The sequence below is a fragment of the Stenotrophomonas maltophilia group sp. vghtpe118 genome, from assembly GCF_052605195.1.
Genome location: NZ_CP199672.1, coordinates 3,956,517 through 3,980,781, shown reverse-complemented (window position 1 = coordinate 3,980,781; position 24,265 = coordinate 3,956,517). Strand labels below are relative to the sequence as shown.

Below are 24,265 nucleotides of genomic sequence, written 5' to 3'. Positions count from 1 at the left end.
CACAATGGAATCAGGGGCCATGCACACTCTTCCCCATCCGGTCATCGTCGCGTAAAACTCGAAGACGCACCCGCCACCGACGCCCGAGGCCAGCCCTGTCCGCCCCCTCTCCTCTGATCCATCGCGCGCCGGACCTGTCCGTGCCGGCGGACGCGTTCATTGCGTTCGTACGGGAAGAGCGCGCACCGTTGTGCGCTTTCCTGCGCACGCGCGGCGTTGGGCCGGAGGATGCCGAGGACATCGCGCAGGACTGCATGGAGCGGCTGATCCGCTATCGCGCGCACAGTGCCGACGAGCTGCGGTTGCTGCTGTATCGTATCGCCCGCAACCGCCTGGCAGACCGCGGCCGCTCGTCGCAGTCGCGGCCACACCTGTCCCTCGCCGAACACGATGGCGGCGACGAGCCCTCCAGCACGTCGCCCGATCCATTGCGCCAGGCCGAGTCCGGGCAGATGCTGTCCCTGCTGCGGCAGGCCCTGTTCAAGCTGCCCGAGCGCGCGCGCGAGGTGTACCTGCTCAACCGGATCACCGGCATGAGCTATACGCAGATCGCGCGGCACTGTGGAATCACCGCCAAGACCGTGGAAAAACATATCGCCCGCGCCCTGCAGGGCCTGCGCCAGGAACTCGGATCGGATCCGCTGCACAACGACAGGGACAACGGATGAGTCACGCCAGACCCAGGGAAGACACCCTGCTGTTTGAACGCGCCAGCGCCTGGGTGGCGCGGCTGGAGGCTCCGGACTGCACGGCGGGCGAGCGCGAGGCGTTCGAGGACTGGCTGGCCGAGGACCCGGCCCATGTCAGCGCCTGGATCCAGGCCGAGACCCTGTTCCAGCGGGGCGAAGAACTGGCCGCCGACCCGTGGCTGCGCACCGCCGCAGCACGTGCGGCACGGCCGGCGCAGCGTCGCTGGCTGCCGGCAGTGGCCGCCGCCGCAGGCGTCTGCCTGGCCATCGGGATCGGCTGGATGGTCGCCATCGACGGCAACCCCACAGCGCTGCGCTATGCCAACGATTCCCACCAGCCCCGGCAGCAGACGCTGGCCGATGGCAGCGTGGCCACGCTGGATGCGGGCACCACGCTGCACGCCCGATTCGGTTGGCGCCATCGCAACCTGGTGCTGGAACGGGGCCGCCTGCAGCTGCAGGTCGCACCGTCGAGCAAGGCGCTGCAGCTGCGCGCCGGCGACAGCACCATCCGCGACATCGGCACCACCTTCCAGGTGGAGCGCCTGAACGACGGCCTGGTCGAAGTCGCGCTACTGGAAGGTGCGGTGGAAGTCAGCAATGGCGGGGCCCAGCACACCCTGGCACCCGGCCAGCAGCTGCAGGTGCTGCCCTCGGGCCGCTTCCAGCCCGGCCCGGCGCTGTCGTCCAATGCCGCTGCCGAAGGCTGGCTGCAAGGGCAGCTGGTGTTCGATGCCACGCCGCTGTCGATCGTGGTCGAGCGCATGAACCGCTACGGTCGCACGCCGCTGGTGATCGCCGATCCCGAGATCGCCAGCCTGGCCGTGAGTGGCACCTTCCGTGCCGGCGATGCGCAGGAACTGCTGTCGGCGCTGGAACTGGGCTGGTCGGTGGCTGGCCAGACGCGACCGGATGGCGCGCTGGAACTGCGCCGCACGTACTGAGGAGGCCTGCAGTGAAGGCAGTACCGGGCGCGCTGCGGGAGGGGCTGCTCCGCACCCTGTTCTGCTTCGCGCTGAGCTTTGCCGCGCTGCCCTCTGCCGATGCAGCCGAACAGGCCGGCACCCTGGAGGTCGATGTGGGTTCAGGCCCGCTCGCACCTGCCCTGCAGCAATGGGCGCGCCAGAGTGGCATCGCCCTGCTGTTCGATGCGCGTGAACTGGATGGCCTGCGTACGGCCGGCACCCATGGCCAACGCGATGCGGCCGCGGCCCTGAAGGAACTGGTCGCCGGCATGCCGGTGACCATCCTGCGCACGCCTGCCGGCGGATTCGTCGTCCGCCGCACCCGGCCAGCACCGCCATCGCCCCCGCCGGTCGCGACGCGTGCGATGCCCGCGGCACCGTCGCCGGGCAGGGTGCCCGAGACGCCACCGCAGGTCGAGCTGGCGCCGATCCATGTCACCGGCAGCCGGCTGCCGCGCACCTCCGTGCAGACCACGCTGCCGGTGACCATCATCGACCGCGATGACATCCTGCGCAGCGGTTACGGCAGCCTGTTCGACCTGCTGCGGCACTTGCCGGGCATGAACGGCCACCCGGCAATGAGCACCTCGCGCAGTGGCGATTCGCAGTACCTGCCGGTGGGTGCGGCCACCACCACCAGCCTGGACGGCATGGGACCGCGTGCGACCTTGTTCCTGGTCAATGGCCGGCGCCTGCCACGCTATCCGATGGTGTCGCTGGAACAGGGCGGACTCACCGACCTGGGGGGCATCCCGCTCAGCTTCGTCGAGCGCATCGAACTGGTGCGTGGCGGTGCGTCGGCCATCTATGGTGCCGACGCGATGTCCGGCGTGGTCAACATCATCCTGCGTGACCAGGCCGATGGCCCTGAAGCCATGCTGCAGACCGGCCTGAGCGGGCGCGGCGACGCCGGCCAGTATCGCCTGCAGGCGGCCACCGGTGGCGTGCGCGACGGAGGGGACCGCTGGTTCGCTGGCATCGACCTGCATCGCATCGGCCACGTGGCCGGCGATCGCCGCGAATGGCATGCGGAAACCTCGCAGTACCTGATCGGCGCGTTCCGCGATGGACGCTACTGGCCGGCAACGCGCTGCGAAGGGCCATTGAAACGGCGCGATGGTGCCTGCTGGTTCGACAGCGCACGCCCGCGTTCGCTGCAACCGGCCTCGGACACCGCCTCGGCCTACCTGCGCTATCGGCATGAGCGCGGCGAGGGTCGCTATGCCTACGCCGAGGCGCGGGCCAGCCACAACCGGCAGCGCTTCGACCTCGGCCCGACCGCCGTAGCCATCGGACTTTATGGGTTCACCTTCAACAGCGTGCTGCGCGAAGCCGGCAACGTGCGTCCGCATGTACGTGCCACCGATGCCGACGTCACCTTCGGCATCGGCCACGACCAGGGCCGCCGCAGCTGGGATGCCGGCATCAGCGCACAGCGCAGCGATGTCACTCTGACGACGTCCGGCACCGTGCGCGCCCAACCACTGCTGCGCGCGGCCGAGACGCTGGATTTCCTGCCCGGCTTCACCTCATTGCCGGCAGAGACCGCCGCGCAGTTGTTCCCGTCGATCCGCAACCGCGGGCGCACCGAGCAGTGGCAGGGCTGGTGGGGCATGCAGCGCGAGTTGATGCCATTGGCCGGCGGTGCTGCACAAGTGGCCACCGGCATCGACCTGCGCCAGGAACGCTGGACGTCGCATCCCGACGCGCTGCTGAGCCAGGGCGACCTGGCGCTGGGCCTGCCACAGGAACAACGCCACCTGTCACGCCGCAGTGGCGGTGCCTACGCCGAACTCGGCCTGCCATTGGCGCGCACGCTGCGTATGGACCTGGCAGCACGCTGGGACCGCGATGGCGGTTACCAGGCTTTCTCGCCCCGCGTGGGCGTACGCTGGAGCCCGACACCGCAGTGGTCATTCCTGCTTGCCACCGGGCGCGGCTACCGGGCCCCCAGCCTGTTCGAGCAACGGCGGCCGCCGGGCTATTTCAGCGCGAACGAACTACCCGCCTCCAGTGCACTGCCCGACTGCGCGCAGAGCAACGGCAACGGACGCTGCAGCGTAACCGTGGACGTGGTGGAGAACGATGCGCTGAAAGCGGAGCGGTCGCGCAGTCATTCCCTGGGTGCGACCTGGACACCGACCGATGCGTTTTCACTGTCGCTGACCCACAACATCGTCGAACTGCGCAATGAAATCCTGGCCCTGCAACCGGCCGATGCGGTGTGGAACCGCAGCACCTGGGAGCTGGACGAGGATGGACGCCTGTACAACCTGCGCCTGTCCTTCGACAACATCGGCCGCACCACGTCGCGCAACCTTGTTCTGCGCGGGGAGTACCACATCGACACCGGCAGCACCGGCCAGTGGCTGTTCTCCGTCGATGCATTGAAACAGCAGGAACTGCGCCGCGAGCGTGGCCACGAAGCGACGGTGGACCTGCGTGGCCATGTCACGCCAGCAATGGCCGCCGTGCTCAATGTGCAGTGGCAGAACAGCAACTGGGACATCGCCCTGCGCGGCAACCAGGTGGGACGCACGCGTGCCTGGCTGCCCGGTGCGGAGTGCCCGGAAGAACAGCGCGAGCAGAACCATTGCATGAATCCGCGGCAGCTGCGCTGGAACCTGCATCTGGCAAGGCGGCTGGGGCCGCGCGTGGTCGCCGCGCTGGACGTGCACAACGTGCTCGACACGCAACCGGTGAACTACCTGGTCGGCAATGGCGGCCAGATGCCGGGGCTGGACGATCCACTCGGCCGCTACTTCCTGCTGACCCTGCAGATCCGCTGAGCGTAGTACCCTACGCGCCCTGTTCCATCGGTCCCCACCACCCCATGAAGGCCTATCTCTGGTTCTGGGGCGCGTTCCTGCTGTTCTTCGCGTTGCCCTTCCCCTGCATCCTCTACTTCGGCACGTCGTGGCCGGTGCCACTGGCCGACCGCAGCGCGCCATGGCTGGCCCTGCTGCTGCTCGCGCTGTCGCTGGCCCTGTGGCTCGCGTTGCTGCTCGCCTTCCTGCACTACCTGCTGCTGGGCCCACCGCGCGCGCTGCATCGGGTGCGCACCATCCTGGCCGACGGTGAGCCACGTGAGGCGTTGATCGAACAGGCCGAGCAGACCGGCGTGCACGTGCGCGGCTTCGCGCAGTGGAAGCTGCAACTGGGCTTCCAGAACCTGTCCGGCACGCCGATCAACGAGCAGATGCTGGTGGTGGACAGCAAACCGCAGCTGCAGCGTTTCGTGGCCGGCCAGCGCATCGAGGTTCGCCTGAGCCGGATGCCGGGTGCGTTCCCCAATGTGGTGCTGGACGGTGCCCAGCCCGAACTGGATGTCGCCAGCCTCTGGCGCCGCGGCGCCGGCGCGGTCATCGGCATCGTCGTGGTTGCCAGCGCCTACGTGCTCGCCTATCGGCTGCAGAGCGAGGGCCTGGGCTGGACGTTCCTGTCCTTCGGCCACCCACTGCTGGTGTGCCCGCTGGTGTTGTGCGGCTACGCCCTGGGCCTGCGCGTCCTGGGGCGCCTGCTGCAGGCTGATGCGCGCGGCGACGCGCTGAAGTACCGCGGCATCGGCGTGGATGCGAAGGTGCTGAAGCTGCGCCAGACCGGCACCTACCTCAACGAGCAGCCGCAGGTGGAGTTCCAGCTGGAGTACACCGACCGCGAAGGTGGCATACAGCAGGTGAGCGTGCGCCGCTTCATCCCGTTGATCGAGCTGGCCAACCTTCCACGCGAGCAGGTCACGCTGCTGTACGACCCGGAAGATCGCGGCAACGTTCGCCTGGAGGGTGTATGAAGCAGCCCCCCTCGACGCGACTGGTATTTTCGATGGTGCTGCTGTTGCTGGCCGGCGTCGCCGTTGCCGGCGGGGCACTGCAGACCCTTGCCGAAACGATGGGCCATTCGGTGCAGGATGACCGCGCAACCACGCCGATCACCAGGCCCCCACCGCGCGAGAGGCCTGCTTCGCTCGCACCGATTCCCGAACCGCGGTCGATGCCGATGCCCGAACGCAGCAACCGCTTGTTCGATGCGGACTACCTGCTGGCCGCCCGCCAGGCACTGGAACAGATGCCAGCCCTGGCCGGGCACCGGTTGATGGTGTTCCACAGCATCCACTTCTACGATGATGGCCGCATCAATCTGGACCTGGTCGATCCGCAGCAACCTACGCACGTGGACAGCTACCACTTCGAGCACGGCCAGTGGCGCAAGGGCGACCCGGTCGATCCGCAGCGCTTCGCGCCCACCATCACCCTGCGCCGCAGCAGCACGGCGCTGGCCAACATCGATTTCGAGGCGGTGCCACGCGTCGCCCAGGCGCTGCAGGCGCAGCGCAACGCGCTGATGGCCACGCCGGGTGACGTCGGCCACGTCTATGTGATCGTGCGCAAGGGTGGCAGGCTGGTGTGGCTGCCGGACGAGGTCGCCGGCGATCGCCAGTCCGCACGACTCTCGTTCGACGCACAGGGCCGTTCCGGCAACGCGAACCGACGATAGTCAACGCAAAAAGGGGACGGAGGGGATTAAGTCGTTTACGCCTTGGTGCCGTCTGCGACTTAATCCCCTCCGTCCCCTTTTTGCTGTTTCACCGAGCGGGCGATGGCGTACTGTGCGCCGTAGTAGGTGGACAGCACCAGCAGGCTGGCCAGTGGCAGGCCGCCGGCGAAGCGGTCCCAGGCCAGCAGCGAATCGCTGGCGACGAACAGCAGCGCACCGACGGCAGCCCAGCGTGCACTGCTGGCTTCCACGGCAGCGGGCTGTGGCCGGCGCCATTGCCGTGCCAAGGCCAACACCGCCATCGAGGCCAGCACCATCACGTACGCCAGCACCGGCATACGCATCGGTGCAGGCAGGTGCGGCCACAGCCCAAGCACATTGAGTACAGCGAACGCGCCGAGCAGGACGCTGGCGGCGAGCAGGCCACGCCCGGCACGCAGGCCCTCACGGAAGGCCACGATGTAGCAGAGGTGCGCCAGCAGGAACGCTACCAGCCCCGGTACGAATGCGTCCATCGGCAGCATCAGCGCGATGTCACCCATGCACGACAGCAGCATGCCGGCCAGCACCGCGCGCCGGTAGGACGGCTGCGCAGGATCACGCACCCGCCACGCGATGGCAGCGATCAGCAGCGTGGTCGCCGGCTTCGCCAGCCAATGCAGCCAGCGCCCGTCACCGTGCAGGAACGCGCCGATGATGGCGAGGACCGCCATCAGAAGGATCCCGACGTCGCGCACGCGCGCTGTCATCGCGCCTTCCACAGCTCCGCAAGGCGATCAGGCTTGCCGGCAATGCGCTCCAGCACCGGATACTGCAGGCCACCGTGGTAGTCGATGTTCATCGTCTCGATGCGGTCGAACTGCTTCACCAGCAGCACGATCGGCGCCTTGTCCTTGGCCGCTGTCGCCACCGCATCCTTCAAGCGCTGGCTGCTGTACTCGCGCCCGCCGACCGCGATCACCTTCATGCCGGGTGCAAGACCGGCGTTGAAGGCCGCGCTGTCCCAGATCACGTCACCGACCGTGCCGCTGTCGAGCACGGTCGCGCCCAGCGAGTACGCCAGCAACGCCGCCTTGGCGCGTTTCTCCTGTGCCTTGTAGGCGTCGTTCGGGGTATCGCGGTAGACCAGCTTCCAGCCCGCCAGTTCCAGCCCCCCGGTCAACGAACCGTGGCCGTCCAGGCGCCCGCGCAGGAACGTCGCCCAGTCGTAGGGCGCGATGCCGTTCAAGGTCGCCACCACGTCGTCGAAGGTGTACGGGTTGACGTCCCAGTCGCCGTTGCCGACGCCGAAGAACGCACGCGCGAAGTCATCCAGGCTGCGACGGTTGCCGCTCAGCGCGCGCAGCTTGCCCTCCACTTCCAGCCACAGCATCTGGCCACCGGAGTAATAGTCTTCGCTCATCTGGTAGTTGCGGTACGGCAACGTCCGGCGCTGGGCGATGGTCGGGTCGTTGGTGGTGTCCTGCAACGGCCGCCAGGCCAGGCCCGGGCGGCCGCGATCATAGGTCGCGGCCACATTGGCCAGCATGTCGCGTGCCTGCGCGACCGACCACAGCCCCGAGCGTGCCGCCAGCACCTGCCCCCAGAACTGGGTCTGGCCTTCGTACACCCACAGCAGGCTGTCGCCCATCGGCGTGTTGAAGTTGGCGGTGGCCAGGTCAGCGCCACGGCGGTACTTGCCGTTCCAGGAATGGGTGTACTCGTGCGGCAGCAGATCGCGCATCCAGGCGTTGTCGTCCCACTCGGTGAAGTAACCCGGGTCGGCGCTGTTCTCGCTGGAACGGTGATGCTCCAGGCCGATGCCACCAAGACGGTCGGTCAACGCCAGCAGGAATTCATAGTGGTTGTAGTGACGCGCACCGTAGAGCTTGTCGGCCTGCTGCACCAGCGCGCGGTGCAGGGTGATCTGTGCCTCGCTCGGCTTCAGCGACTTGGCCTCGTCGGCAAACACATTGAGGTGCACCGGCACCTTTGCACCCGGATCGAGATCGATGCGCTGGTAATGCTCGCCGGCAAACAGCGGCGAATCGACCAGGTCGTCATAGGAGATCGGCTTGAACACCACGGTATCGCCGTCGCGGCGTGCGGTCTCCAGCGCAGTGGCGAACGACCAGCCCTTGGGCAGGGTCACGCTGGCCTGCGCCTGCAGGTCGCGTGCATCGACGCCGGCCGGATACAGCGAGTTGGCATTCCACTGCAGGTTGAGCATCTCCGGGGTCATCACCACCCGCCCCTGGCTGCCCCCCTGCGAGGACAGGAAATCGAAGTGGGCGACGATCTCGCTGACGCCCTCGGGCACGTCCACCTTGAACGCATAGACGTTGTACTGGTCGCGCTGCCAGGCCAACGGCTTGCCGTTGGCGGTCACGCGCAGGCCGGCCAGCTTGTCGATCGGGCCGGTGGGCGAATGGTTGCCGGGAATCCACTGCGGGTACAGCAGGGTCATCGGACCGGGTTTGACCGGTACGGTGGCGGTCACCTTGAAGATGCGCCGGGCCAGATCGCGCGCATCCACATCGATGCGCAGCAGTCCTGGGGCTGCGGCATCACCCGAGGGCGAGGCCTGCGCCAGCGCGGGCGTGGCGGCCAGCGCGAACAGCACGGACATCACCAGGGCACGAGTCTTCATCGGCAACTTCCAGCAGCGGAGAATCCTCCGATGCTAGGCCTGTGCGGTGCCCTGCCCCATGGCCAAAGGTCATGGGCGGTGCGCCCATCAGTGCATGCCAAAGGCGTGCGAACCAAGGTTCGCACCCACCTTGTGCTGGTTCGCACCCACCAGAGCGGTTTCGGTAGATCCACGCCATGCGTGGATGACGCGCTTCCCGGTCAGTCGACCAACCGCAGCCGCAGTTCCTTCGGCAGCGCGAACACCATCGATTCCGGCTCGCCGTCCAGCTCGCCCACGCCGGTGGCACCCAGCTCGGCCAGGCGTGCCAGCACGCCATCGACCAGTACCTGCGGCGCCGAGGCGCCGGCGGTCACGCCGATGTGCTGCTTGCCCACCACCCACGCCGGGTCGATCTCGTGTGCACCGTCGATCAGGTACGACTCCACGCCTTCACGGCGGGCCAGCTCGCTCAAGCGGTTGGAGTTGGAGCTGTTCGGCGAACCGACCACCAGCACCAGGTCGCAGCGCTTGGCCAGATCGCGTACGGCGTCCTGGCGGTTCTGCGTGGCGTAGCAGATGTCGTCGTTCTTCGGGCCCTGCATCGCCGGGAAACGCTCGCGCAGCGCATCGATGATGCCGCGCGTATCGTCCACCGACAGCGTCGTCTGGGTGGTGTAGGCGAAGTTGTCCGGTTGGTTGATCTGCAGCGTGGCGACCTGCTCGACATCCTCGACCAGGTAGATCTGGCCGGTACCGGCTTCGCGGTTCCACTGGCCCATGGTGCCTTCCACTTCCGGGTGACCGGCATGGCCGATCAGCACCACGTCACGGCCGGCACGGCAGTGGCGGGCGACTTCGAAGTGAACCTTGGTCACCAGCGGGCAGGTCGCATCGAACACCTTCAGGCCACGACGCTCGGCCTCCTGGCGCACGGCCTGGGACACGCCATGCGCGCTGAAGATCACCGTGTTGTTGTCCGGCACTTCATCGAGCTCCTCGACGAAGATCGCGCCGCGCTGCTTCAGGTCGTCGACCACGAAGCGGTTGTGCACCACTTCATGGCGGACGTAGATGGGCGCGCCCAGCGTTTCGATCGCGCGCTTGACGATCTCGATCGCACGATCGACACCGGCACAGAAACCACGCGGGTTGGCGAGCAGCACATCCATCAGTTCAATCTCCCGGCAGCGGCCGGCTTACGGTTTCGGATTGGCATTATCCGCCTTTTTGGCGGACTTGCCGTCGAACAGGCCAAACAGGGCGATGCCGATGGCACCCACCACGATGGCCGAATCGGCGATGTTGAACGAGGGCCAGGTGTAGCTGCCCACGTACCACTGGATGAAATCGACCACGTGGCCGTGCACCTGGCGGTCGATCACGTTGCCGATGGCGCCGCCGATGATCAGTGCATACGGCACCGCAGCCTTCCAGTTGCCGCGGGCGGTACCGCGCAGCCACCAGGCCATCAGCCCGCTGATGGCGATCGCCAGCGCTGTGAAGAAGTACTTCTGCCAACCACCGGCGTCGCTCAGGAAACTGAATGCCGCGCCGGTGTTGTAGGTGCGGTACCAGTTCCAGAAGCCGTCGATGACCACCACTGGCTGGAACTCCGGCAGGCTCGACAGCACCCAGGCCTTGGACCACTGGTCCAGGCCGATGATGGCCGCCGACAGCAGCAGCCAGACCAGGGCGTTCGGATGTGGACGGGGCGCGGCCATCAGAACCAGCTCCGCACTTCGCCGGCGCCGGTCACGTTGCTCACGCAGCGGCCGCACAGTTCCGGATGGTCGGCGTTGCTGCCGACGTCGGCGCGGTGGTGCCAGCAGCGCACGCACTTGGCCTTGGTGGTCGGCTGGGCGCTGACGAACACCTCGTCGGTGGTCGCCGGGCGCACCTGCACGTCGCCACTGATGAACAGGAAACGCAGTTCATCGGCCAGCGGCTGCCAGCGCGCGGCCTGCTCTTCGCTGGCAGCGATGGTGATCTCCGCCTCCAGTGCAGCACCGATCGCACCGTTGGCGCGCATCGGCTCGAGCACCTTGGCCACCTGCTCGCGCACGGCCAGCAGCTGGTCGAAGTCGGCGGCGTTGAGCTGGGCTTCCGCCGGCAGCGGCGCCAGGCCGTCGTACCAGGTGGTGAACAGCACATGGCCGGCATGTTCGCCCGGCAGGTAACCCCACAGCTCGTCGGCGGTGAAGGTCAGGATCGGCGCCACCCAGCGGGTGAACGCTTCAGCGATGTGGTACATCGCGCTCTGCGCCGAACGGCGACCGTGTGAATCGGTCGGCATGGTGTACAGGCGGTCCTTGGTCACGTCCAGGTACAGCGAGCCCAGGTCCACGCTGCAGAAGTTCAGCAGCAGCTGCACGATCTCGGCCATGTTGTAGCCGTCGTAAGCCGCCTTGATCTTCTCCTGCAGCTCCCAGGCGCGATGCACGATCCAGCGGTCCAGCGCGACCATCTGCTCGAGCGGTTGCAGGTGCCGGGCCGGATCGAAACCGTCCAGGTTGCCGAGCAGGAAGCGTGCGGTGTTGCGCAGGCGGCGGTAGGCGTCAGCATTGCGCTTCAGGATTTCCTGCGACAGCGACATCTCGTTGCTGTAGTCGGCCGAGGCGATCCACAGGCGCAGGATGTCCGCGCCCAGCTTGTTCATGATGTCCTGCGGCTCGATGCCGTTGCCCAGCGACTTGGACATCTTGCGGCCGTGCTCGTCCACGGTGAAGCCGTGGGTGAGGCACTGCTTGTACGGCGCGCGCTTGTCGATCGCCACGCCGGTCAGCAGCGAGGACTGGAACCAGCCGCGGTGCTGGTCGGAGCCTTCCAGGTACAGGTCGGCCGGCTTGCCGAAGCCACGCGCGGCGAGCACGCCTTCATGGGTCACGCCCGAATCGAACCAGACGTCGAGGATGTCGGTGACCTTCTCGTAGTCGGCCGCTTCGGCGCCGAGCAGCTCGGCGGCGTCCAGCCAGTACCACACATCGATGCCCTCGGCTTCGACGCGGTCGGCAACCTGCTGCATCAGCTCCACCGAGCGCGGGTGGATCTCGCCGGTCTGGCGATGGGTGAACAGTGCGATCGGTACGCCCCAGGTGCGCTGGCGCGAGATGGTCCAGTCCGGGCGACCGTCGACCATGCTCTGGATGCGCGCCTTGCCCCAGGTCGGGAACCAGCCGACAGTGTCGATCGCAGCCAGCGCATCGCTACGCAGGTTGGCCTTGTCCATCGAAATGAACCACTGCGGGGTGGCGCGGAACACCACTGGCGTCTTGTGGCGCCAGCAATGCGGGTAGCTGTGGCGGATCGGGTGGAAGGCCAGCAGCGCGCCGCTGTCGCGCAGCACGCCGACGATGGCCTCCTGCGCCTTCCACAGATGCTGGCCGGCCAGCACCACCTCACCGGCCGGCGGGGTCGATTCCAGATACACGCCACGGCCGTCGATCGGGGTCACCTGCCCGGCGTTGTACTTGTCCAGCAGGCCGTACTTCTGGCTGACCACGAAGTCTTCCTGGCCGTGACCGGGGGCGGTGTGCACCGCACCGGTACCGTCCTCGTCGGAGACGTGGTCGCCGTTGAGCAGCGGGATGTCGCGCTGCGGATAGAACGGATGCGCCAGCAGCTGGTTCTCCAGTGCCGCACCGGTGGTTTCACCGTGCAGCACCACGCTCTCGACGCCGTAGCGCTGCAGCGCGCGCTCGGCCAGGGCCGCGGCCAGCACCAGCCAACGGCGCTTGCCGTTGTGGGCCGGGCCCTCGGCCAGCACGTAGTTGATTTCCGCACCCAGCGACACCGCCAGCGAGGCCGGCAGCGTCCACGGCGTGGTGGTCCAGATCGGTACAGCCACTTCGACGTCGGCCGGCACGCCCACGCCGAACGCTTGGCCGATGGCCTGCGCGTCACGCGCGGCGTAGGCCACGTCGATCGCCGGCGATTCCTTTTCCTGGTACTCGATCTCGGCCTCGGCCAGCGCCGAACCGCAGTCGAAGCACCAGTACACCGGCTTGGCGCCGCGCACCAGATGACCGTTGGCCACGACCTTGGACAGCGCACGGATCTCGTTGGCTTCGAAGTCGAAGCTCAGGGTCTTGTACGGGTTGTCCCAGTCACCGGTCACGCCCAGGCGCTTGAAGTCCACGCGCTGGATGTTGATCTGCTCTTCGGCGAACTCGCGGCACTTCTGGCGGAATTCGACGGCGTCGAGCTTGGTGCCGACCTTGCCCCACTTCTTTTCGACCGCGATCTCGATCGGCAGGCCATGGCAGTCCCAGCCCGGCACATAGGGCGCATCGAAGCCGGCCAGGTAGCGCGACTTGACGATGATGTCCTTCAGGATCTTGTTGACCGCGTGCCCCAGGTGGATGCGGCCGTTGGCGTACGGCGGGCCGTCATGCAGCACGAACAGCGGGCGGCCGGCGGCGTTGTCACGCAGCTGCTGGTAGAGCCCCTGCGCTTCCCACCGCGCCAGAATGCCCGGCTCGCGCTTGGGCAGGTCGCCGCGCATCGGGAATTCGGTGGCTGGCAGGTTCAGGGTGGTCTTGTAGTCCTGGCTCACGCAGTGGCTCGCAATCTATGTTCGGAAAGGAGGGCGCGCGCCTGTTCGGCGTCGCGGTGCATCTGGTCGGTCAGTGCCGCCAGATCATTGAATTTCTCTTCGTCGCGCAGCTTGGCGACAAACTCCACGTCGATGTGGCGCCCGTACAGGTCGCCCTGGAAATCGAACAGGTGGGCCTCCAGCAGCGGCTCCACGCCGTCCACTGTCGGCCGGGTGCCGAAGCTGGACACCGACGGCCACGGCTGGTCGAACACGCCGTGCACCCAGGTTGCGTAGATGCCCGACAGTGCCGGGGTCTTCGGGAAGCGCAGGTTGGCGGTGGGGAAGCCCAGCGTACGGCCAAGCTGGCGACCGCGCACCACGCGCCCGCTGATCGCATACGGGCGACCGAGCAGATCGTTGGCGCGGGCGAAATCGCCCCCCTGCAGCAGCTGGCGGATGCGGGTGCTGGAGATGCGCTCGCCATGCAGGTCCACCGCTTCAATCTCGCCGGCGCTGAAGCCCAATTCGGCGCCCATCTCCTGCAGCAGCGCCAGATCACCGCGGCGGCGGTTGCCGAAGCAGAACTCCGGCCCGATCCAGACTTCGCGGGCGCCCAGCCGGTGCACCAGCAACTGGCGCACGAAGGTCTCGGCCGGCATCGCCGCCATCGCGGCATCGAAACGCAGCAGGCCGATCGCATCGACGCCGAGCTCGCGCAGGATCTCGACCTTGCTGCGCGCCAGGGTCAGCCGCGGCGGCGGCGTGCCTTGCGCGAAGAACTCACGCGGCAGCGGTTCGAATGCCACGGCCACTGCGGCCACGCCCAAGGCGCGCGCGCGGGCGACCGCGTGGCGGACCAGCGCACGATGGCCCAGGTGGAGGCCGTCGAATGCACCGATACAGACCACGCTTCCGTTGGGGAACAGCTCCCCGCCCTCGACGCTTCTGAACAGCCTGCTCATCAACTCTCGTTCCGGCCCGACCGGGGCCGCCGCTTCAATGGTGTAACGCTGAAGTATAGCCGCCACGGGCTGCGATCAATGCCCGCGCAGGTCGCGCGGGCGGAAGCCCATCGCCAGCATGGCCACCGCGTAGGTCGCGCCGCCGCCGCCGACCAGCAACGCCAGGGCACCGATCCGCTCCCACACACGCATCGCGGAGAAACCCGGCAGCCAGTGCAGCAGGGCCAACAGCACGCCAACCATGGCCGCGCAGGCCAGCACCAGGCGCAGCAGATAGCCGCCCCAGCCTGGCCGGCGCTGGTAGACATCGGTCTTGCCCAGCCAGTACCAGAGCAGGCCCAGGTTCAGGTAACTGGAGAGCGCGCTGGCGATGCCCAGTGCCAGGTGCAGGCCCGGCTGCTTGCCGATCGCCGCCATCACGCCCTGCACCTTCAGCGCGTCGGGCACCATCACCTGGTACAGCACGGCCAGCAGGGCGAAGTTGAACACCATGTTGGCCACCAGCGCCGCCACCCCGGCGCGCACCGGGGTCTTGGTGTCCTGGCGGGCGTAGAAGGCCGGCAGCACCACCTTCAGCAGGGCGAATGCCGGCAGGCCGAAGCTCAGGCCGTACACCGACAGCGCGGTCATGCGGGTGTCGAAGGCGCTGAACTGGCCGTGCTGGAAGATGGTCGCGATCAGCGGCTCGGCCAGCAGCAGCAGGCCCAGCATGGCCGGCACCGAGATCAGCAGGGTCATGCGCAGGCCCCAGTCCAGCGAACGCGAGAAGCCCTCGCGGTCGGTGCTGACATGGTGGCGGGCCAGCGCCGGCAGGATCACCGTGCCCAGGGCCACGCCGAACACGCCCAGCGGCAGCTCCAGGAAGCGGTCGGCCAGCGACAGCCAGGACTGCGAGCCGTCGGTCAGCTTGGCCGCGATCACCGTATCCAGCAGCAGGTTGATCTGCGCCACCGAGGAACCAAACAGGGTCGGCACCATCAGCGTCATGACCTTGCGCACGCCCGGGTGGCGCCAGCCCCAGCGCGGCAGGGTCAGCAGGTTGATGCCCTTCAGCGAGGGCAGCTGGAACAGCAACTGCAGGATGCCAGCGGCCAGCACCGCCCAGCCCAGCGCCAGGATCTGCTTTTCCGGCGTGCCGCCCAGCCGCGGTGCCAGCCACAGCGCGCCGGTGATCATGCACAGGTTGAGAATGACCGGGGTCAGCGCCGGCATGGCAAAGCGCTGGAAGCTGTTCAGCGCACCACCGGCCAGTGCGGTCAGCGAGACGAACAGCAGGAACGGGAAGGTCAGGCGGAACAGGTCGACCAGCAGGCCCTGCTTGACCGGGTCGGTATCAACGCCACTGGAGAAGACCGAGGCCAGCTGCGGCGCGAAGATCAGCGCCAGTGCGGTGACCAGCATCAGCACCCCGCCCAGGGTGCCGGCGGTGCGGGACATCAGTTCGCGCAGCTCGGCGTGGCTGCGGGTTTCCTTCACTTCCGTGAACACCGGCACGAAAGCGGTGGCGAAAGACCCTTCGGCGAACAACCGGCGCAGGAAATTGGGTACCCTGAAGGCGACCCAGAAAGCATCAGTGATGGCGTTGGTGCCGAACGTGGTGGTCACCACGAAGTCCCGGACAAGTCCGAGAACGCGCGAGACCATGGTCATGCTGCTGAACGACAGCAGGCCCCGCAACAACTTGGGTGAACTCACTCAGCGTCCCTCTTGACAATCGACTTGACGTGCATTTCTTACGCCATCATACTAGCTAGCTTGCTGTTCCCATAACACCGATTTTTTCAGGAAACCACCACCGTGGCCAATATCAAGTCCGCCAAGAAGCGCGCCAAGCAGACCGTCGTGCGCAACGCGCGCAACGTGGCTCAGCGCTCGATGCTGCGCACCGCTGTCAAGAAAGTGATCAAGGCGCTGGACGCCAACGATGCCGCCGGCGCCGAAGCCGCCTTCGCCGTTGCCCAGCCGATCCTGGATCGCTTCAGCGCGCGTGGCCTGATCCACAAGAACAAGGCTGCTCGCCACAAGAGCCGCCTGAACGACCGCATCAAGGCCCTCAAGGCCGCCTGATCCGGCGTTGCCGCCCCACCCTTCGGGGTTGGGCTGCAGACAAAAGCCCGGCCCCGGCCGGGTTTTTTTGTTGCCAGCGATCCACGGGGTCCGCGCGATCCGGCAGTGCCGGCCGCTGGCCGGCAACCCCGAGGAATGCCGGCCAGCGGTCGGCACTACCGGGGAACAAAAAAAACCCGGCCGAAGCCGGGTTTTTCGCATGGAACCACAACAGCATTACTGCGCGTCGCGGGCTTCCTGCTCTTCTTCCTTCTGGCGATCGAAGAAGGCCATGATCCGGCTCATGATCGGGAAGGTGCCTTCGCGCCCCAGTGCGGAGACCAGGAACCACGGCTCCTTCCAGCCCAGCTCGGCAACGATCTGCTCGGCCGCGGCCTGCGCCTCGTCTTCGAACATCAGGTCGGCCTTGTTCAGCACCAGCCAGCGCGGCTTTTTCAGCAGTTCCGGGTCGTGCTTCTCCAGCTCGCGCTCGATCGCACGCACCTGCTCCACCGGCGAGATGCCGTCCACGCCACCTTCCATCGGCGAGATGTCCACCAGGTGCAGCAGCAGGCGGGTGCGCTGCAGATGGCGCAGGAACTGCGCGCCCAGGCCGGCGCCATCGGCCGCGCCTTCGATCAGGCCCGGAATGTCGGCGATCACGAAGCTGCGGTGGTTCTCCACCTTCACCACGCCCAGGTTCGGGTACAGCGTGGTGAACGGGTAATCAGCCACCTTTGGCGTCGCCGCCGAAACGGCGCGGATCAGGGTGCTCTTGCCGGCGTTGGGGAAGCCCAGCAGGCCGACATCGGCCAGCAGCTTCAGCTCCAGCTTCAGCGTGCGCTCCTCGCCCGGCTCGCCCGGCAACGCCTGGCGCGGCGAGCGGTTGGTCGAGCTCTTGAAGTGCATGTTGCCCAGGCCGCCACGACCGCCCTTGGCCACCAGCAGGCGATCGCCGTGCTGGGTCAGGTCGCCGATGACTTCATCGGTGGCGACGTTGATCACCACGGTGCCGACCGGCACGGTGATGGTCAGATCTTCGCCCCCCTTGCCATAGGCCTGGCGGCCCATGCCGTTCTCGCCGCGCTGCGCCTTGAAGATGCGCTCATGGCGGAAGTCCACCAGGGTGTTCAGGTTTTCGTCGGCGCGGATGTACACGCTGCCGCCCGCACCGCCGTCGCCGCCGTCCGGGCCGCCGAGCGGAATGAACTTCTCGCGACGGAAGCCAATGCAGCCGTTGCCGCCGTTGCCGGCGAACACTTCGATTTCTGCTTCGTCTACCAGTTTCATTGTTTCGATGCCTGCGATGGGCGCGGCCTGCTGGCCGCCACCTTGAATGTCATGCCGGCCGTGGGCCGGCAACCCGGCCCAGCCGGTCTTGCTTCAACTCTAACGAAAAGCCCCGCCGAAGCGGGGCTCTTCATGCAGCACTCCCATGCCGGGGCACGGGTGCCGGCGATGCCTGGATCAGGCGTCGGCCGAGACGATGCTGACGGTGCGACGCTTCTTGGCGCCCTTGACCGAGAACTCCACCTTGCCGTCCACGAGGGCGAACAGGGTGTGGTCACGGCCCAGGCCAACGCCCGAACCCGGGTGGAACTGGGTGCCGCGCTGACGCACGATGATGTTGCCGGCTTCGATGGCCTGGCCGCCGAAGATCTTGACGCCCAGGTACTTCGGGTTGGAGTCGCGACCGTTGCGCGAGGAGCCTACGCCCTTTTTATGTGCCATGACTGCTTCTCCTGATGCTTAGCCGGCGATGCCGGTGATCTCGATTTCGGTGTAGTACTGACGGTGACCCTGACGCTTCATGTGGTGCTTGCGGCGACGGAACTTGATGATCCGGACCTTGTCAGCACGACCCTGGGACAGGACCTTGGCGGTGACGGCAGCGCCCTTCAGCGCATCGCCCAGCTTCACGCCGTCGCTGTCACCCAGCATCAGGATGTTGTCAAACTTGATCTCGCTGCCGACTTCGACTTCGAGCTTTTCAATGCGGAGCTTTTCGCCCTGCGCCACGCGGTATTGCTTACCGCCGGTGACCAGTACTGCGTACATGACCAGGCCTTCCTCTGTAGTTATTGTGGTCTGAGCTGCCGCCATCGAGGGCGGACAGGAGCGGGATTGTACGCAGATCATCGGGCGCGGGTCAAGTCAACCCCTGGAGGGCCTGGAGGCCGGGCCCTGCCGGGCCGCGCCATGCCCGGCTGAACGGTCCGGGGTCCAGGCAGCCGAGCATGGCTCGGCTCTACACAAAGCTGTCGGCCCGTCTCACAAGGTGAGACACCGGGCTGGCATTGTCGCCCATTGCCCCCATCTGGTCACCTCGGTAGGCTGACCGATTGCCGTTCCCTGCTGGCCCGGCACCCAGCCAACGCCCCCACAACCGGATCCCCCATGGCGATGGATTTCATCCGCATCCGCGGCGCGCGGACGCACAACCTGAAGAACCTCGACCTCGACCTGCCCCGCGACAAGCTGATCGTGATCACCGGCCTGTCCGGCTCGGGCAAGTCCTCGCTGGCGTTCGACACCATCTATGCAGAAGGTCAGCGCCGCTATGTCGAGTCGTTGTCGGCCTATGCGCGCCAGTTCCTGAGCGTGATGGAGAAGCCGGACCTGGACCACATCGAGGGCCTGTCCCCGGCGATCTCGATCGAGCAGAAGTCGACCTCGCACAACCCGCGTTCGACGGTCGGCACGATCACCGAGATCTACGACTACCTGCGCCTGCTGTACGCCCGCGTCGGCACCCCGCGCTGCCCGGACCACGGCTACCCGCTGGAAGCGCAGACGGTCAGCCAGATGGTCGACCAGGTGCTGACCCTGGACCCGGAACAGCGCTACATGCTGCTGGCCCCGGTCATCCGCGACCGCAAGGGCGAGCACGCGCAGGTATTCGACCAGCTGCGTGCGCAGGGCTTCGTGCGCGTGCGCGTGGACGGCGAGCTGCATGAGATCGACGCGGTGCCGCCACTGGCGCTGCGCCAGAAGCACACCATCGAGGCGGTGATCGACCGCTTCCGCCCGCGCGAGGACATCAAGCAGCGCCTGGCCGAGAGCTTCGAGACCGCGCTGAAGCTGGGCGACGGCATGGCGTCGGTGCAGAGCCTGGACAACACGGAAACCGCGCCGACCCTGTTCTCCTCCAAATACTCCTGCCCGGTCTGCGATTACTCGCTGCCGGAACTGGAGCCGCGCCTGTTCTCGTTCAACGCACCGATGGGCGCCTGCCCCGGCTGCGATGGCCTGGGCATGGCCGAGTTCTTCGATCCTTCGCGCGTGGTGGTGCACCCCGAGCTGTCGCTGGCCGCCGGTGCGGTGCGCGGCTGGGACCGCCGCAATGCCTACTACTTCCAGCTGATCGCTTCGCTGGCCAAGCACTACCGGTTCGATGTCGACGCGGCCTGGAACTCGCTGCCGGACAAGGTGCAGCAGGCCGTGCTGTACGGCAGCGGCGACGAAGCGATCACCTTCACCTACTTCACCGAAGCCGGTGGCCGCACCCAGCGCAAGCATCGCTTCGAGGGCATCATTCCCAACCTCGAGCGCCGCTACAAGGAAACCGAATCGCCGGCGGTGCGCGAAGAGCTGTCCAAGTACATCAGCGAACAACCCTGCCCGGAATGCCATGGCGCGCGCCTGAACAAGGCTGCACGCAATGTGTTCGTGGCCGACCGCCCGCTGCCGGAGCTGGTGGTGCTGCCGATCGACGAGGCGCTGAAGTTCTTCAGCGAGCTGAGCCTGCCGGGCTGGCGCGGCGAGATCGCCGCGAAGATCGTCAAGGAAATCGGCGAACGCCTCGGCTTCCTGGTCGACGTGGGCCTGGATTACCTGACCCTCGAGCGCAAGGCCGACACCCTGTCCGGTGGCGAGGCGCAGCGCATCCGCCTGGCCAGCCAGATCGGCGCCGGCCTGGTCGGCGTGATGTACGTGCTCGACGAACCATCGATCGGCCTGCACCAGCGCGACAACGAACGCCTGCTCGGCACCCTCACCCGCCTGCGCGACCTCGGCAACACGGTGATCGTGGTCGAGCATGACGAGGACGCGATCCGCCTGGCCGACTACGTGCTGGACATCGGCCCGGGCGCGGGCGTGCATGGCGGCGAGATCGTCGGCCAGGGCACCCTGCAGGACATCCTGGAGGCACCGCGCTCGCTGACCGGCCAGTACCTGTCGGGCAAGCGCGCGATCGAGATCCCGGCGCGCCGGCACAAGCCGAACCCGAAGATGACCCTGCACCTGCGCGGGGCCAGCGGCAACAACCTCAAGGGCGTGGACCTGGCGATTCCGTCGGGCCTGCTGACCTGCGTGACCGGTGTGTCCGGCTCCGGCAAGTCGACCCTGATCAACGACACCCTGTTCTCGCTGGCCGCCAACGAGATCAACGGCGCCTCGCACCCGATCGCCCCGTACAAGGAGATCGATGGCCTGGACCTGTTCGACAAGGTGGTGGACATCGACCAGTCGCCGATCGGCCGCACCCCGCGTTCGAACCCGGCCACCTACACCGGCCTGTTCACTCCCCTGCGCGAACTGTTCGCACAGGTGCCCGAAGCGCGTGCACGCGGCTACTCGCCGGGCCGCTTCAGCTTCAACGTGCGTGGTGGCCGCTGCGAGGCCTGCCAGGGCGATGGCCTGATCAAGGTCGAGATGCACTTCCTGCCGGACGTGTATGTGCCGTGCGATGTCTGCCACGGCAAGCGCTACAACCGCGAGACGCTGGAGATCCTGTACAAGGGTTTCAACATCAACGACGTGCTGGAAATGACCGTCGAGGATGCGCTGAAGCTGTTCGAGCCGGTGCCGTCGATTGCACGCAAGCTGGAAACGCTGGTCGACGTCGGCCTGAGCTACATCAAGCTGGGCCAGAGCGCGACCACGCTGTCCGGTGGCGAAGCGCAGCGCGTGAAGCTGTCCAAGGAACTGTCGCGCCGTGATACCGGCCGCACCCTGTACATCCTCGACGAGCCGACCACCGGCCTGCATTTCCACGACATCGAAGCGCTGCTGGGCGTGCTGCACAAGCTGCGCGACGAAGGCAACACGGTGGTGGTGATCGAGCACAACCTGGACGTGATCAAGACCGCCGACTGGATCGTCGATCTGGGTCCGGAGGGTGGCCACCGCGGCGGCACCATCCTGGTCACCGGCACGCCGGAAGACGTGGCGGCCTGCCCGCAGTCGTATACCGGCCAGTTCCTGGCCCGCATGCTGCCCTCCACCAGCGCGCGCCCCGAGCAGCCGGCCGCCGTGGCCAACAAGCCCGACGCCCGCCCGCCGCGCAAGGTGAAGCCCGAGAAGCCTGCCAAGGTGGCGAAGAAGGCCGTGGCCGCCAAGAGCACCGGCAAGGCCAGCAAGAGCACGTCGAAGAAGAAGGACGCCTGATGAGCAGCGAACACAAGATCCTGGCCCGCATCCCGATCAGCGTGCGCTGGCGTGACATGGACAGCATGGGCCACGTCAACAACGCCAAGTACATTTCCTACCTGGAAGAAGCGCGCGTGCGCTGGATGCTGGGCGTGGACGGCGTGTCGATGACCGACCGCATCGCCCCGGTCGTGGCCGCGACCAACGTCAACTACCGGCTGCCGATCGTGTGGCCCAACGACATCGTGGTCGAATTGTTCGTCGAGCGCCTGGGCAACAGCAGCGTGACCATCGGCCACCGCATCGTCGACCAGCAGGACGCGTCGAAGCTGTATTCCGACGGCAACGTGGTGGTGGTCTGGATGGATACGCAGACCGGCAGGAGCGCGCCGCTGCCTGAGGCGATCCGCAGCGCTTCCACCTGAAGGTAGTGCCGGCCGCTGGCCGGCAACCTCCAGACGCTTCGCGCATGCCGGCCAGCGGCCGGCACTACCGATCCAATTCAAAGGACTGAGATGATCCACCAGACTGAACTGAGCGACCTGCTGCCCGGCATGGTCCCCTTCCCTACCGATGTCTTCCCCGCCGACCAGACGTGGCTCGGCAAGCACCTGCTGCCGCTGCTGAAGATCGACCTCGGTGCGCTGCGCCCGGAACTGGCCGGCCAGGTGGCAACGATGCTGTGCCCGATCGAGCCGTACGACGGCTGCATCGGCGAAACCACCGAAGAACACCACAACGATTTCACCGCCACCAACTGGATCGCCTTCGAGCTGACCACCGGCAACCAGATGCGCTTCCTCGGCAACGAGGGCTATTTCATCGGCGACGCAGTACAGGACAAGGACGCGCAGGAACACATTGCGCAGATGCGCGACAGCTACGCCAAGGCCCGCCACTACCACGCCACGCATGGCCGCCTCGCCTGCTACTCGCGCTATGGCAAGGGTGAGGCCAGCGAGCGCGATTATCTGGATACGCTGGGGGGACAGATTTCCTGTGGCAACTGGATTGAAACGGCCGATATTCCGGCCGCCTTCACCCTGGAATTCACCGACGCCGCCAACGACCGGCATGCTCCAGATGATGCCGAACTGGCGATCATCCGCCGCGATGGCCACAAGTTCTTCGCCGTCGCCGAAGTCGCCGGCTACAACTGGTGCGCCACCGGCGCCGACGCGATCGTGATGCTGTATGAGCCGGTGAGCCGCACGGTGCTGTTCTCGTACGACTGGTCGTAAGACCCTGCGGTAGCGCCGGCCGCTGGCCGGCATTTCCTGTGCTGCCGGCCAGCGGCCGGCACTACCCGACCGTCATTTCGCGGCCTTGCGCACGGTCAACGCCGCACTCGCTTCGCCGCCGCCTTCCAGCTGCAGCCGCAGCGGTACCGCCAGCCCCTCCTTCAGCGCCCCCCGGCCCTGCATCAGCATCAGGTGCATGCCACCGGGCTTGAGTTCGGCACGCGCGCCGGCTGCCAGCGGCAGGCGCTCGATCGCGCGCATCCGGCTGACCCCATCGACGATCGTGGTCTCGTGCAGCGACACGTCGCCGAAACTACTGCTGGTCGCACCGGTGATCACCACTGCCCTGCTGCAGCCGTTGTGGATCACGCCATAGCCGGCAGTCATGGGCATCGCCGGATTCGGTGGCAACCGCGCCCAACCCTGCTCCATCGTGACGCAGCGTGATTCCGCAGCCGAAGCCGATGCTGCGGCCGCACACAGCACCCACAGTACGCCAACGAATGGTTTGGTTATCATCGCCCAGGTTCCTTCTTCGCAACGAGACCGCAGCATGACGACGCTCATCGAGGTGATCAACCACGGCCCCATCCGCGAACTGCGCCTGGCGCGGCCGCCGGTCAATGCACTGGACACCGATCTGTGCCGGCAGTTGATCCATGCCATCGAACTGGCCATGGCCGAAGACGCGCACGGCATCGTGCTGTCCGGCAGCGAGCGCATCTTCACCGGTGGAATGGACGTGCCGCACCTGCTCTCGCATGGCGATGACAAGCACAAGCTGCTGGACACCTGGAACGCTTTCTTTGGCGCCGTGCGCACACTGGCCGAGAGCCGCATCCCGGTGGTCGCGGCGATCACCGGCCACGCCCCGGCCGGCGGCTGCGTGCTGGCCCTGTGCTGCGACTACCGGGTAATGGCGCGCAGCGCCGATCCGTCGCGGCCGTATGCCATCGGCCTGAACGAGGTGCAGGTGGGCCTGATCGCGCCGGAGGGCATCCAGCGCCTGCTGCGCCGTGCGGTAGGCGTGCACCGCGCCGGCGTGCTGCTGACCACCGGTTCGCTGGTACCGGCCGAACAGGCGCTGCAGATCGGCCTGGTCGACGAGCTGGCTGAGGGCGACCTGGTGGTGGCCCGCGCCGTGGCCTGGCTGCAGAACCTGCTGAAGCAGCCTCGGCAGCCGATGCTGCTGACCCGCGCCATCGCTCGCGCCGACCTGCACGAAGCGCTGCACCCGGACCTGATCCAGCTCGACCGCTTCGTCGAGGCCTGGTTCGCCCCGGACGCACAGAACGCCCTGCAGGCCCTGGTGGCGCGCCTGGGCAAATAGACGGTAGTGCCGGCCGCTGG

21 protein-coding genes are annotated in these 24,265 nt (G+C 67.1%); 10 read left to right on the top strand and 11 right to left on the bottom strand.

Going from position 1 to position 24,265, the window contains the following annotated elements; all coding sequences use genetic code 11:
* Window positions 1-140: 140 nt before the first annotated feature.
* Genes ACUDTM_RS18240 through ACUDTM_RS18220 form a run of 5 tightly spaced genes read left to right on the top strand, consistent with a single transcriptional unit; the run spans window position 141 to window position 6,148 of the window.
* Window positions 141-668 (top strand): RNA polymerase sigma factor, encoded by a 528-nt coding sequence (locus tag ACUDTM_RS18240; RefSeq protein WP_088496450.1) that lies wholly within the window; start codon window positions 141-143, stop codon window positions 666-668.
* Window positions 665-1,633, top strand: coding sequence for a FecR family protein (locus ACUDTM_RS18235; RefSeq protein WP_072166911.1), 969 nt, complete (start codon window positions 665-667; stop codon window positions 1,631-1,633). The genes ACUDTM_RS18240 and ACUDTM_RS18235 overlap by 4 nt, the downstream gene beginning before the upstream one ends.
* A gap of 11 nt (window positions 1,634-1,644) precedes the next feature.
* Complete coding sequence (locus ACUDTM_RS18230; protein ID WP_445391441.1) at window positions 1,645-4,443, top strand: TonB-dependent receptor plug domain-containing protein; 2,799 nt, start codon at window positions 1,645-1,647, stop codon at window positions 4,441-4,443.
* 44 nt (window positions 4,444-4,487) lie between these two features.
* Complete coding sequence (locus tag ACUDTM_RS18225; RefSeq protein ID WP_154350400.1) at window positions 4,488-5,444, top strand: hypothetical protein; 957 nt, start codon at window positions 4,488-4,490, stop codon at window positions 5,442-5,444.
* Window positions 5,441-6,148: a hypothetical protein gene (locus ACUDTM_RS18220; RefSeq protein ID WP_206621291.1), complete on the top strand. Its 708-nt coding sequence runs from the start codon at window positions 5,441-5,443 to the stop codon at window positions 6,146-6,148. Before ACUDTM_RS18225 ends, ACUDTM_RS18220 begins: the two co-directional genes overlap by 4 nt.
* A 59-nt stretch (window positions 6,149-6,207) precedes the next feature.
* Here the strand turns inward: ACUDTM_RS18220 and ACUDTM_RS18215 are convergent, their stop codons facing one another.
* The 7 genes from ACUDTM_RS18215 to murJ form a co-directional block, all read right to left on the bottom strand.
* On the bottom strand, window positions 6,208-6,897 hold the full coding sequence (locus ACUDTM_RS18215; protein WP_227836626.1) for a lysoplasmalogenase: 690 nt from the start codon (window positions 6,895-6,897) through the stop codon (window positions 6,208-6,210).
* The gene (locus tag ACUDTM_RS18210; protein WP_445391440.1) at window positions 6,894-8,777 is read right to left on the bottom strand and encodes a M61 family metallopeptidase; all 1,884 of its coding nucleotides are present in this window, start codon (window positions 8,775-8,777) and stop codon (window positions 6,894-6,896) included. The genes ACUDTM_RS18215 and ACUDTM_RS18210 overlap by 4 nt, the downstream gene beginning before the upstream one ends.
* 200 nt (window positions 8,778-8,977) lie before the next feature.
* The gene (ispH, locus tag ACUDTM_RS18205; protein ID WP_111201649.1) at window positions 8,978-9,928 is read right to left on the bottom strand and encodes a 4-hydroxy-3-methylbut-2-enyl diphosphate reductase; all 951 of its coding nucleotides are present in this window, start codon (window positions 9,926-9,928) and stop codon (window positions 8,978-8,980) included.
* 27 nt (window positions 9,929-9,955) lie between these two features.
* Window positions 9,956-10,480, bottom strand: coding sequence for a signal peptidase II (gene lspA / locus ACUDTM_RS18200; protein ID WP_005408564.1), 525 nt, complete (start codon window positions 10,478-10,480; stop codon window positions 9,956-9,958).
* A complete protein-coding gene (ileS, locus tag ACUDTM_RS18195; RefSeq protein WP_445391439.1) occupies window positions 10,480-13,311 on the bottom strand; it encodes an isoleucine--tRNA ligase in 2,832 nt (943 codons plus the stop codon). Before ileS ends, lspA begins: the two co-directional genes overlap by 1 nt.
* A complete protein-coding gene (locus ACUDTM_RS18190) occupies window positions 13,308-14,255 on the bottom strand; it encodes a bifunctional riboflavin kinase/FAD synthetase (protein WP_069139084.1) in 948 nt (315 codons plus the stop codon). The genes ileS and ACUDTM_RS18190 overlap by 4 nt, the downstream gene beginning before the upstream one ends.
* 75 nt (window positions 14,256-14,330) lie before the next feature.
* Window positions 14,331-15,935, bottom strand: coding sequence for a murein biosynthesis integral membrane protein MurJ (gene murJ, locus ACUDTM_RS18185; RefSeq protein ID WP_151354802.1), 1,605 nt, complete (start codon window positions 15,933-15,935; stop codon window positions 14,331-14,333).
* 117 nt (window positions 15,936-16,052) lie between these two features.
* Here murJ and rpsT point away from each other — a divergent pair, with 117 nt between their 5' ends.
* Entirely contained in the window at window positions 16,053-16,322 is a 270-nt protein-coding gene (gene rpsT, locus ACUDTM_RS18180) for a 30S ribosomal protein S20 (protein ID WP_005408560.1), read from the top strand.
* Between the two features lie 216 nt (window positions 16,323-16,538).
* Here rpsT and cgtA read toward each other — a convergent pair whose 3' ends face one another.
* The 3 genes from cgtA to rplU form a co-directional block, all read right to left on the bottom strand.
* The gene (gene cgtA / locus ACUDTM_RS18175; protein ID WP_065196548.1) at window positions 16,539-17,591 is read right to left on the bottom strand and encodes an Obg family GTPase CgtA; all 1,053 of its coding nucleotides are present in this window, start codon (window positions 17,589-17,591) and stop codon (window positions 16,539-16,541) included.
* Between the two features lie 177 nt (window positions 17,592-17,768).
* Window positions 17,769-18,032 (bottom strand): 50S ribosomal protein L27, encoded by a 264-nt coding sequence (gene rpmA / locus ACUDTM_RS18170; RefSeq protein ID WP_005415704.1) that lies wholly within the window; start codon window positions 18,030-18,032, stop codon window positions 17,769-17,771.
* A gap of 18 nt (window positions 18,033-18,050) precedes the next feature.
* Window positions 18,051-18,359 (bottom strand): 50S ribosomal protein L21, encoded by a 309-nt coding sequence (rplU, locus tag ACUDTM_RS18165; RefSeq protein ID WP_005408557.1) that lies wholly within the window; start codon window positions 18,357-18,359, stop codon window positions 18,051-18,053.
* 339 nt (window positions 18,360-18,698) lie between these two features.
* On the opposite strand from rplU, the gene uvrA reads away from it, so the two are divergent.
* From uvrA to ACUDTM_RS18150, 3 genes are all read left to right on the top strand, one after another.
* Entirely contained in the window at window positions 18,699-21,692 is a 2,994-nt protein-coding gene (uvrA, locus tag ACUDTM_RS18160) for an excinuclease ABC subunit UvrA (RefSeq protein ID WP_061480766.1), read from the top strand.
* Window positions 21,692-22,099 carry an acyl-CoA thioesterase gene (locus ACUDTM_RS18155; protein ID WP_061480767.1) on the top strand — a complete coding sequence of 136 codons (408 nt, stop codon included), beginning with the start codon at window positions 21,692-21,694 and terminating at the stop codon, window positions 22,097-22,099. The genes uvrA and ACUDTM_RS18155 overlap by 1 nt, the downstream gene beginning before the upstream one ends.
* 90 nt (window positions 22,100-22,189) lie before the next feature.
* The gene (locus tag ACUDTM_RS18150; RefSeq protein ID WP_334271949.1) at window positions 22,190-22,915 is read left to right on the top strand and encodes an enolase; all 726 of its coding nucleotides are present in this window, start codon (window positions 22,190-22,192) and stop codon (window positions 22,913-22,915) included.
* Between the two features lie 72 nt (window positions 22,916-22,987).
* Here the strand turns inward: ACUDTM_RS18150 and ACUDTM_RS18145 are convergent, their stop codons facing one another.
* The gene (locus ACUDTM_RS18145; protein WP_072166920.1) at window positions 22,988-23,434 is read right to left on the bottom strand and encodes a copper chaperone PCu(A)C; all 447 of its coding nucleotides are present in this window, start codon (window positions 23,432-23,434) and stop codon (window positions 22,988-22,990) included.
* A gap of 34 nt (window positions 23,435-23,468) precedes the next feature.
* Between ACUDTM_RS18145 and ACUDTM_RS18140 the strand changes: the two genes are divergently transcribed.
* Window positions 23,469-24,245 carry an enoyl-CoA hydratase/isomerase family protein gene (locus ACUDTM_RS18140; RefSeq protein ID WP_072166921.1) on the top strand — a complete coding sequence of 259 codons (777 nt, stop codon included), beginning with the start codon at window positions 23,469-23,471 and terminating at the stop codon, window positions 24,243-24,245.
* Window positions 24,246-24,265: the final 20 nt, after the last annotated feature.

Excerpts from the sequence above, each read along its gene's own strand:
- ispH (WP_111201649.1), bottom strand. The coding sequence starts at position 9,928 with ATGGATGTGCTGCTCGCCAACCCGCGTGGTTTCTGTGCCGGTGTCGAT.
- ACUDTM_RS18140 (WP_072166921.1), top strand. The coding sequence starts at position 23,469 with ATGACGACGCTCATCGAGGTGATCAACCACGGCCCCATCCGCGAACTG.
- ACUDTM_RS18155 (WP_061480767.1), top strand. The coding sequence starts at position 21,692 with ATGAGCAGCGAACACAAGATCCTGGCCCGCATCCCGATCAGCGTGCGC.
- lspA (WP_005408564.1), bottom strand. The coding sequence starts at position 10,480 with ATGGCCGCGCCCCGTCCACATCCGAACGCCCTGGTCTGGCTGCTGCTG.
- ACUDTM_RS18225 (WP_154350400.1), top strand. The coding sequence starts at position 4,488 with ATGAAGGCCTATCTCTGGTTCTGGGGCGCGTTCCTGCTGTTCTTCGCG.
- ACUDTM_RS18190 (WP_069139084.1), bottom strand. The coding sequence starts at position 14,255 with ATGAGCAGGCTGTTCAGAAGCGTCGAGGGCGGGGAGCTGTTCCCCAAC.
- rpmA (WP_005415704.1), bottom strand. The coding sequence starts at position 18,032 with ATGGCACATAAAAAGGGCGTAGGCTCCTCGCGCAACGGTCGCGACTCC.
- ACUDTM_RS18150 (WP_334271949.1), top strand. The coding sequence starts at position 22,190 with ATGATCCACCAGACTGAACTGAGCGACCTGCTGCCCGGCATGGTCCCC.
- uvrA (WP_061480766.1), top strand. The coding sequence starts at position 18,699 with ATGGCGATGGATTTCATCCGCATCCGCGGCGCGCGGACGCACAACCTG.
- ACUDTM_RS18235 (WP_072166911.1), top strand. The coding sequence starts at position 665 with ATGAGTCACGCCAGACCCAGGGAAGACACCCTGCTGTTTGAACGCGCC.
- ACUDTM_RS18210 (WP_445391440.1), bottom strand. The coding sequence starts at position 8,777 with ATGAAGACTCGTGCCCTGGTGATGTCCGTGCTGTTCGCGCTGGCCGCC.
- cgtA (WP_065196548.1), bottom strand. The coding sequence starts at position 17,591 with ATGAAACTGGTAGACGAAGCAGAAATCGAAGTGTTCGCCGGCAACGGC.
- rplU (WP_005408557.1), bottom strand. The coding sequence starts at position 18,359 with ATGTACGCAGTACTGGTCACCGGCGGTAAGCAATACCGCGTGGCGCAG.
- ACUDTM_RS18145 (WP_072166920.1), bottom strand. The coding sequence starts at position 23,434 with ATGATAACCAAACCATTCGTTGGCGTACTGTGGGTGCTGTGTGCGGCC.
- ACUDTM_RS18220 (WP_206621291.1), top strand. The coding sequence starts at position 5,441 with ATGAAGCAGCCCCCCTCGACGCGACTGGTATTTTCGATGGTGCTGCTG.
- ACUDTM_RS18215 (WP_227836626.1), bottom strand. The coding sequence starts at position 6,897 with ATGACAGCGCGCGTGCGCGACGTCGGGATCCTTCTGATGGCGGTCCTC.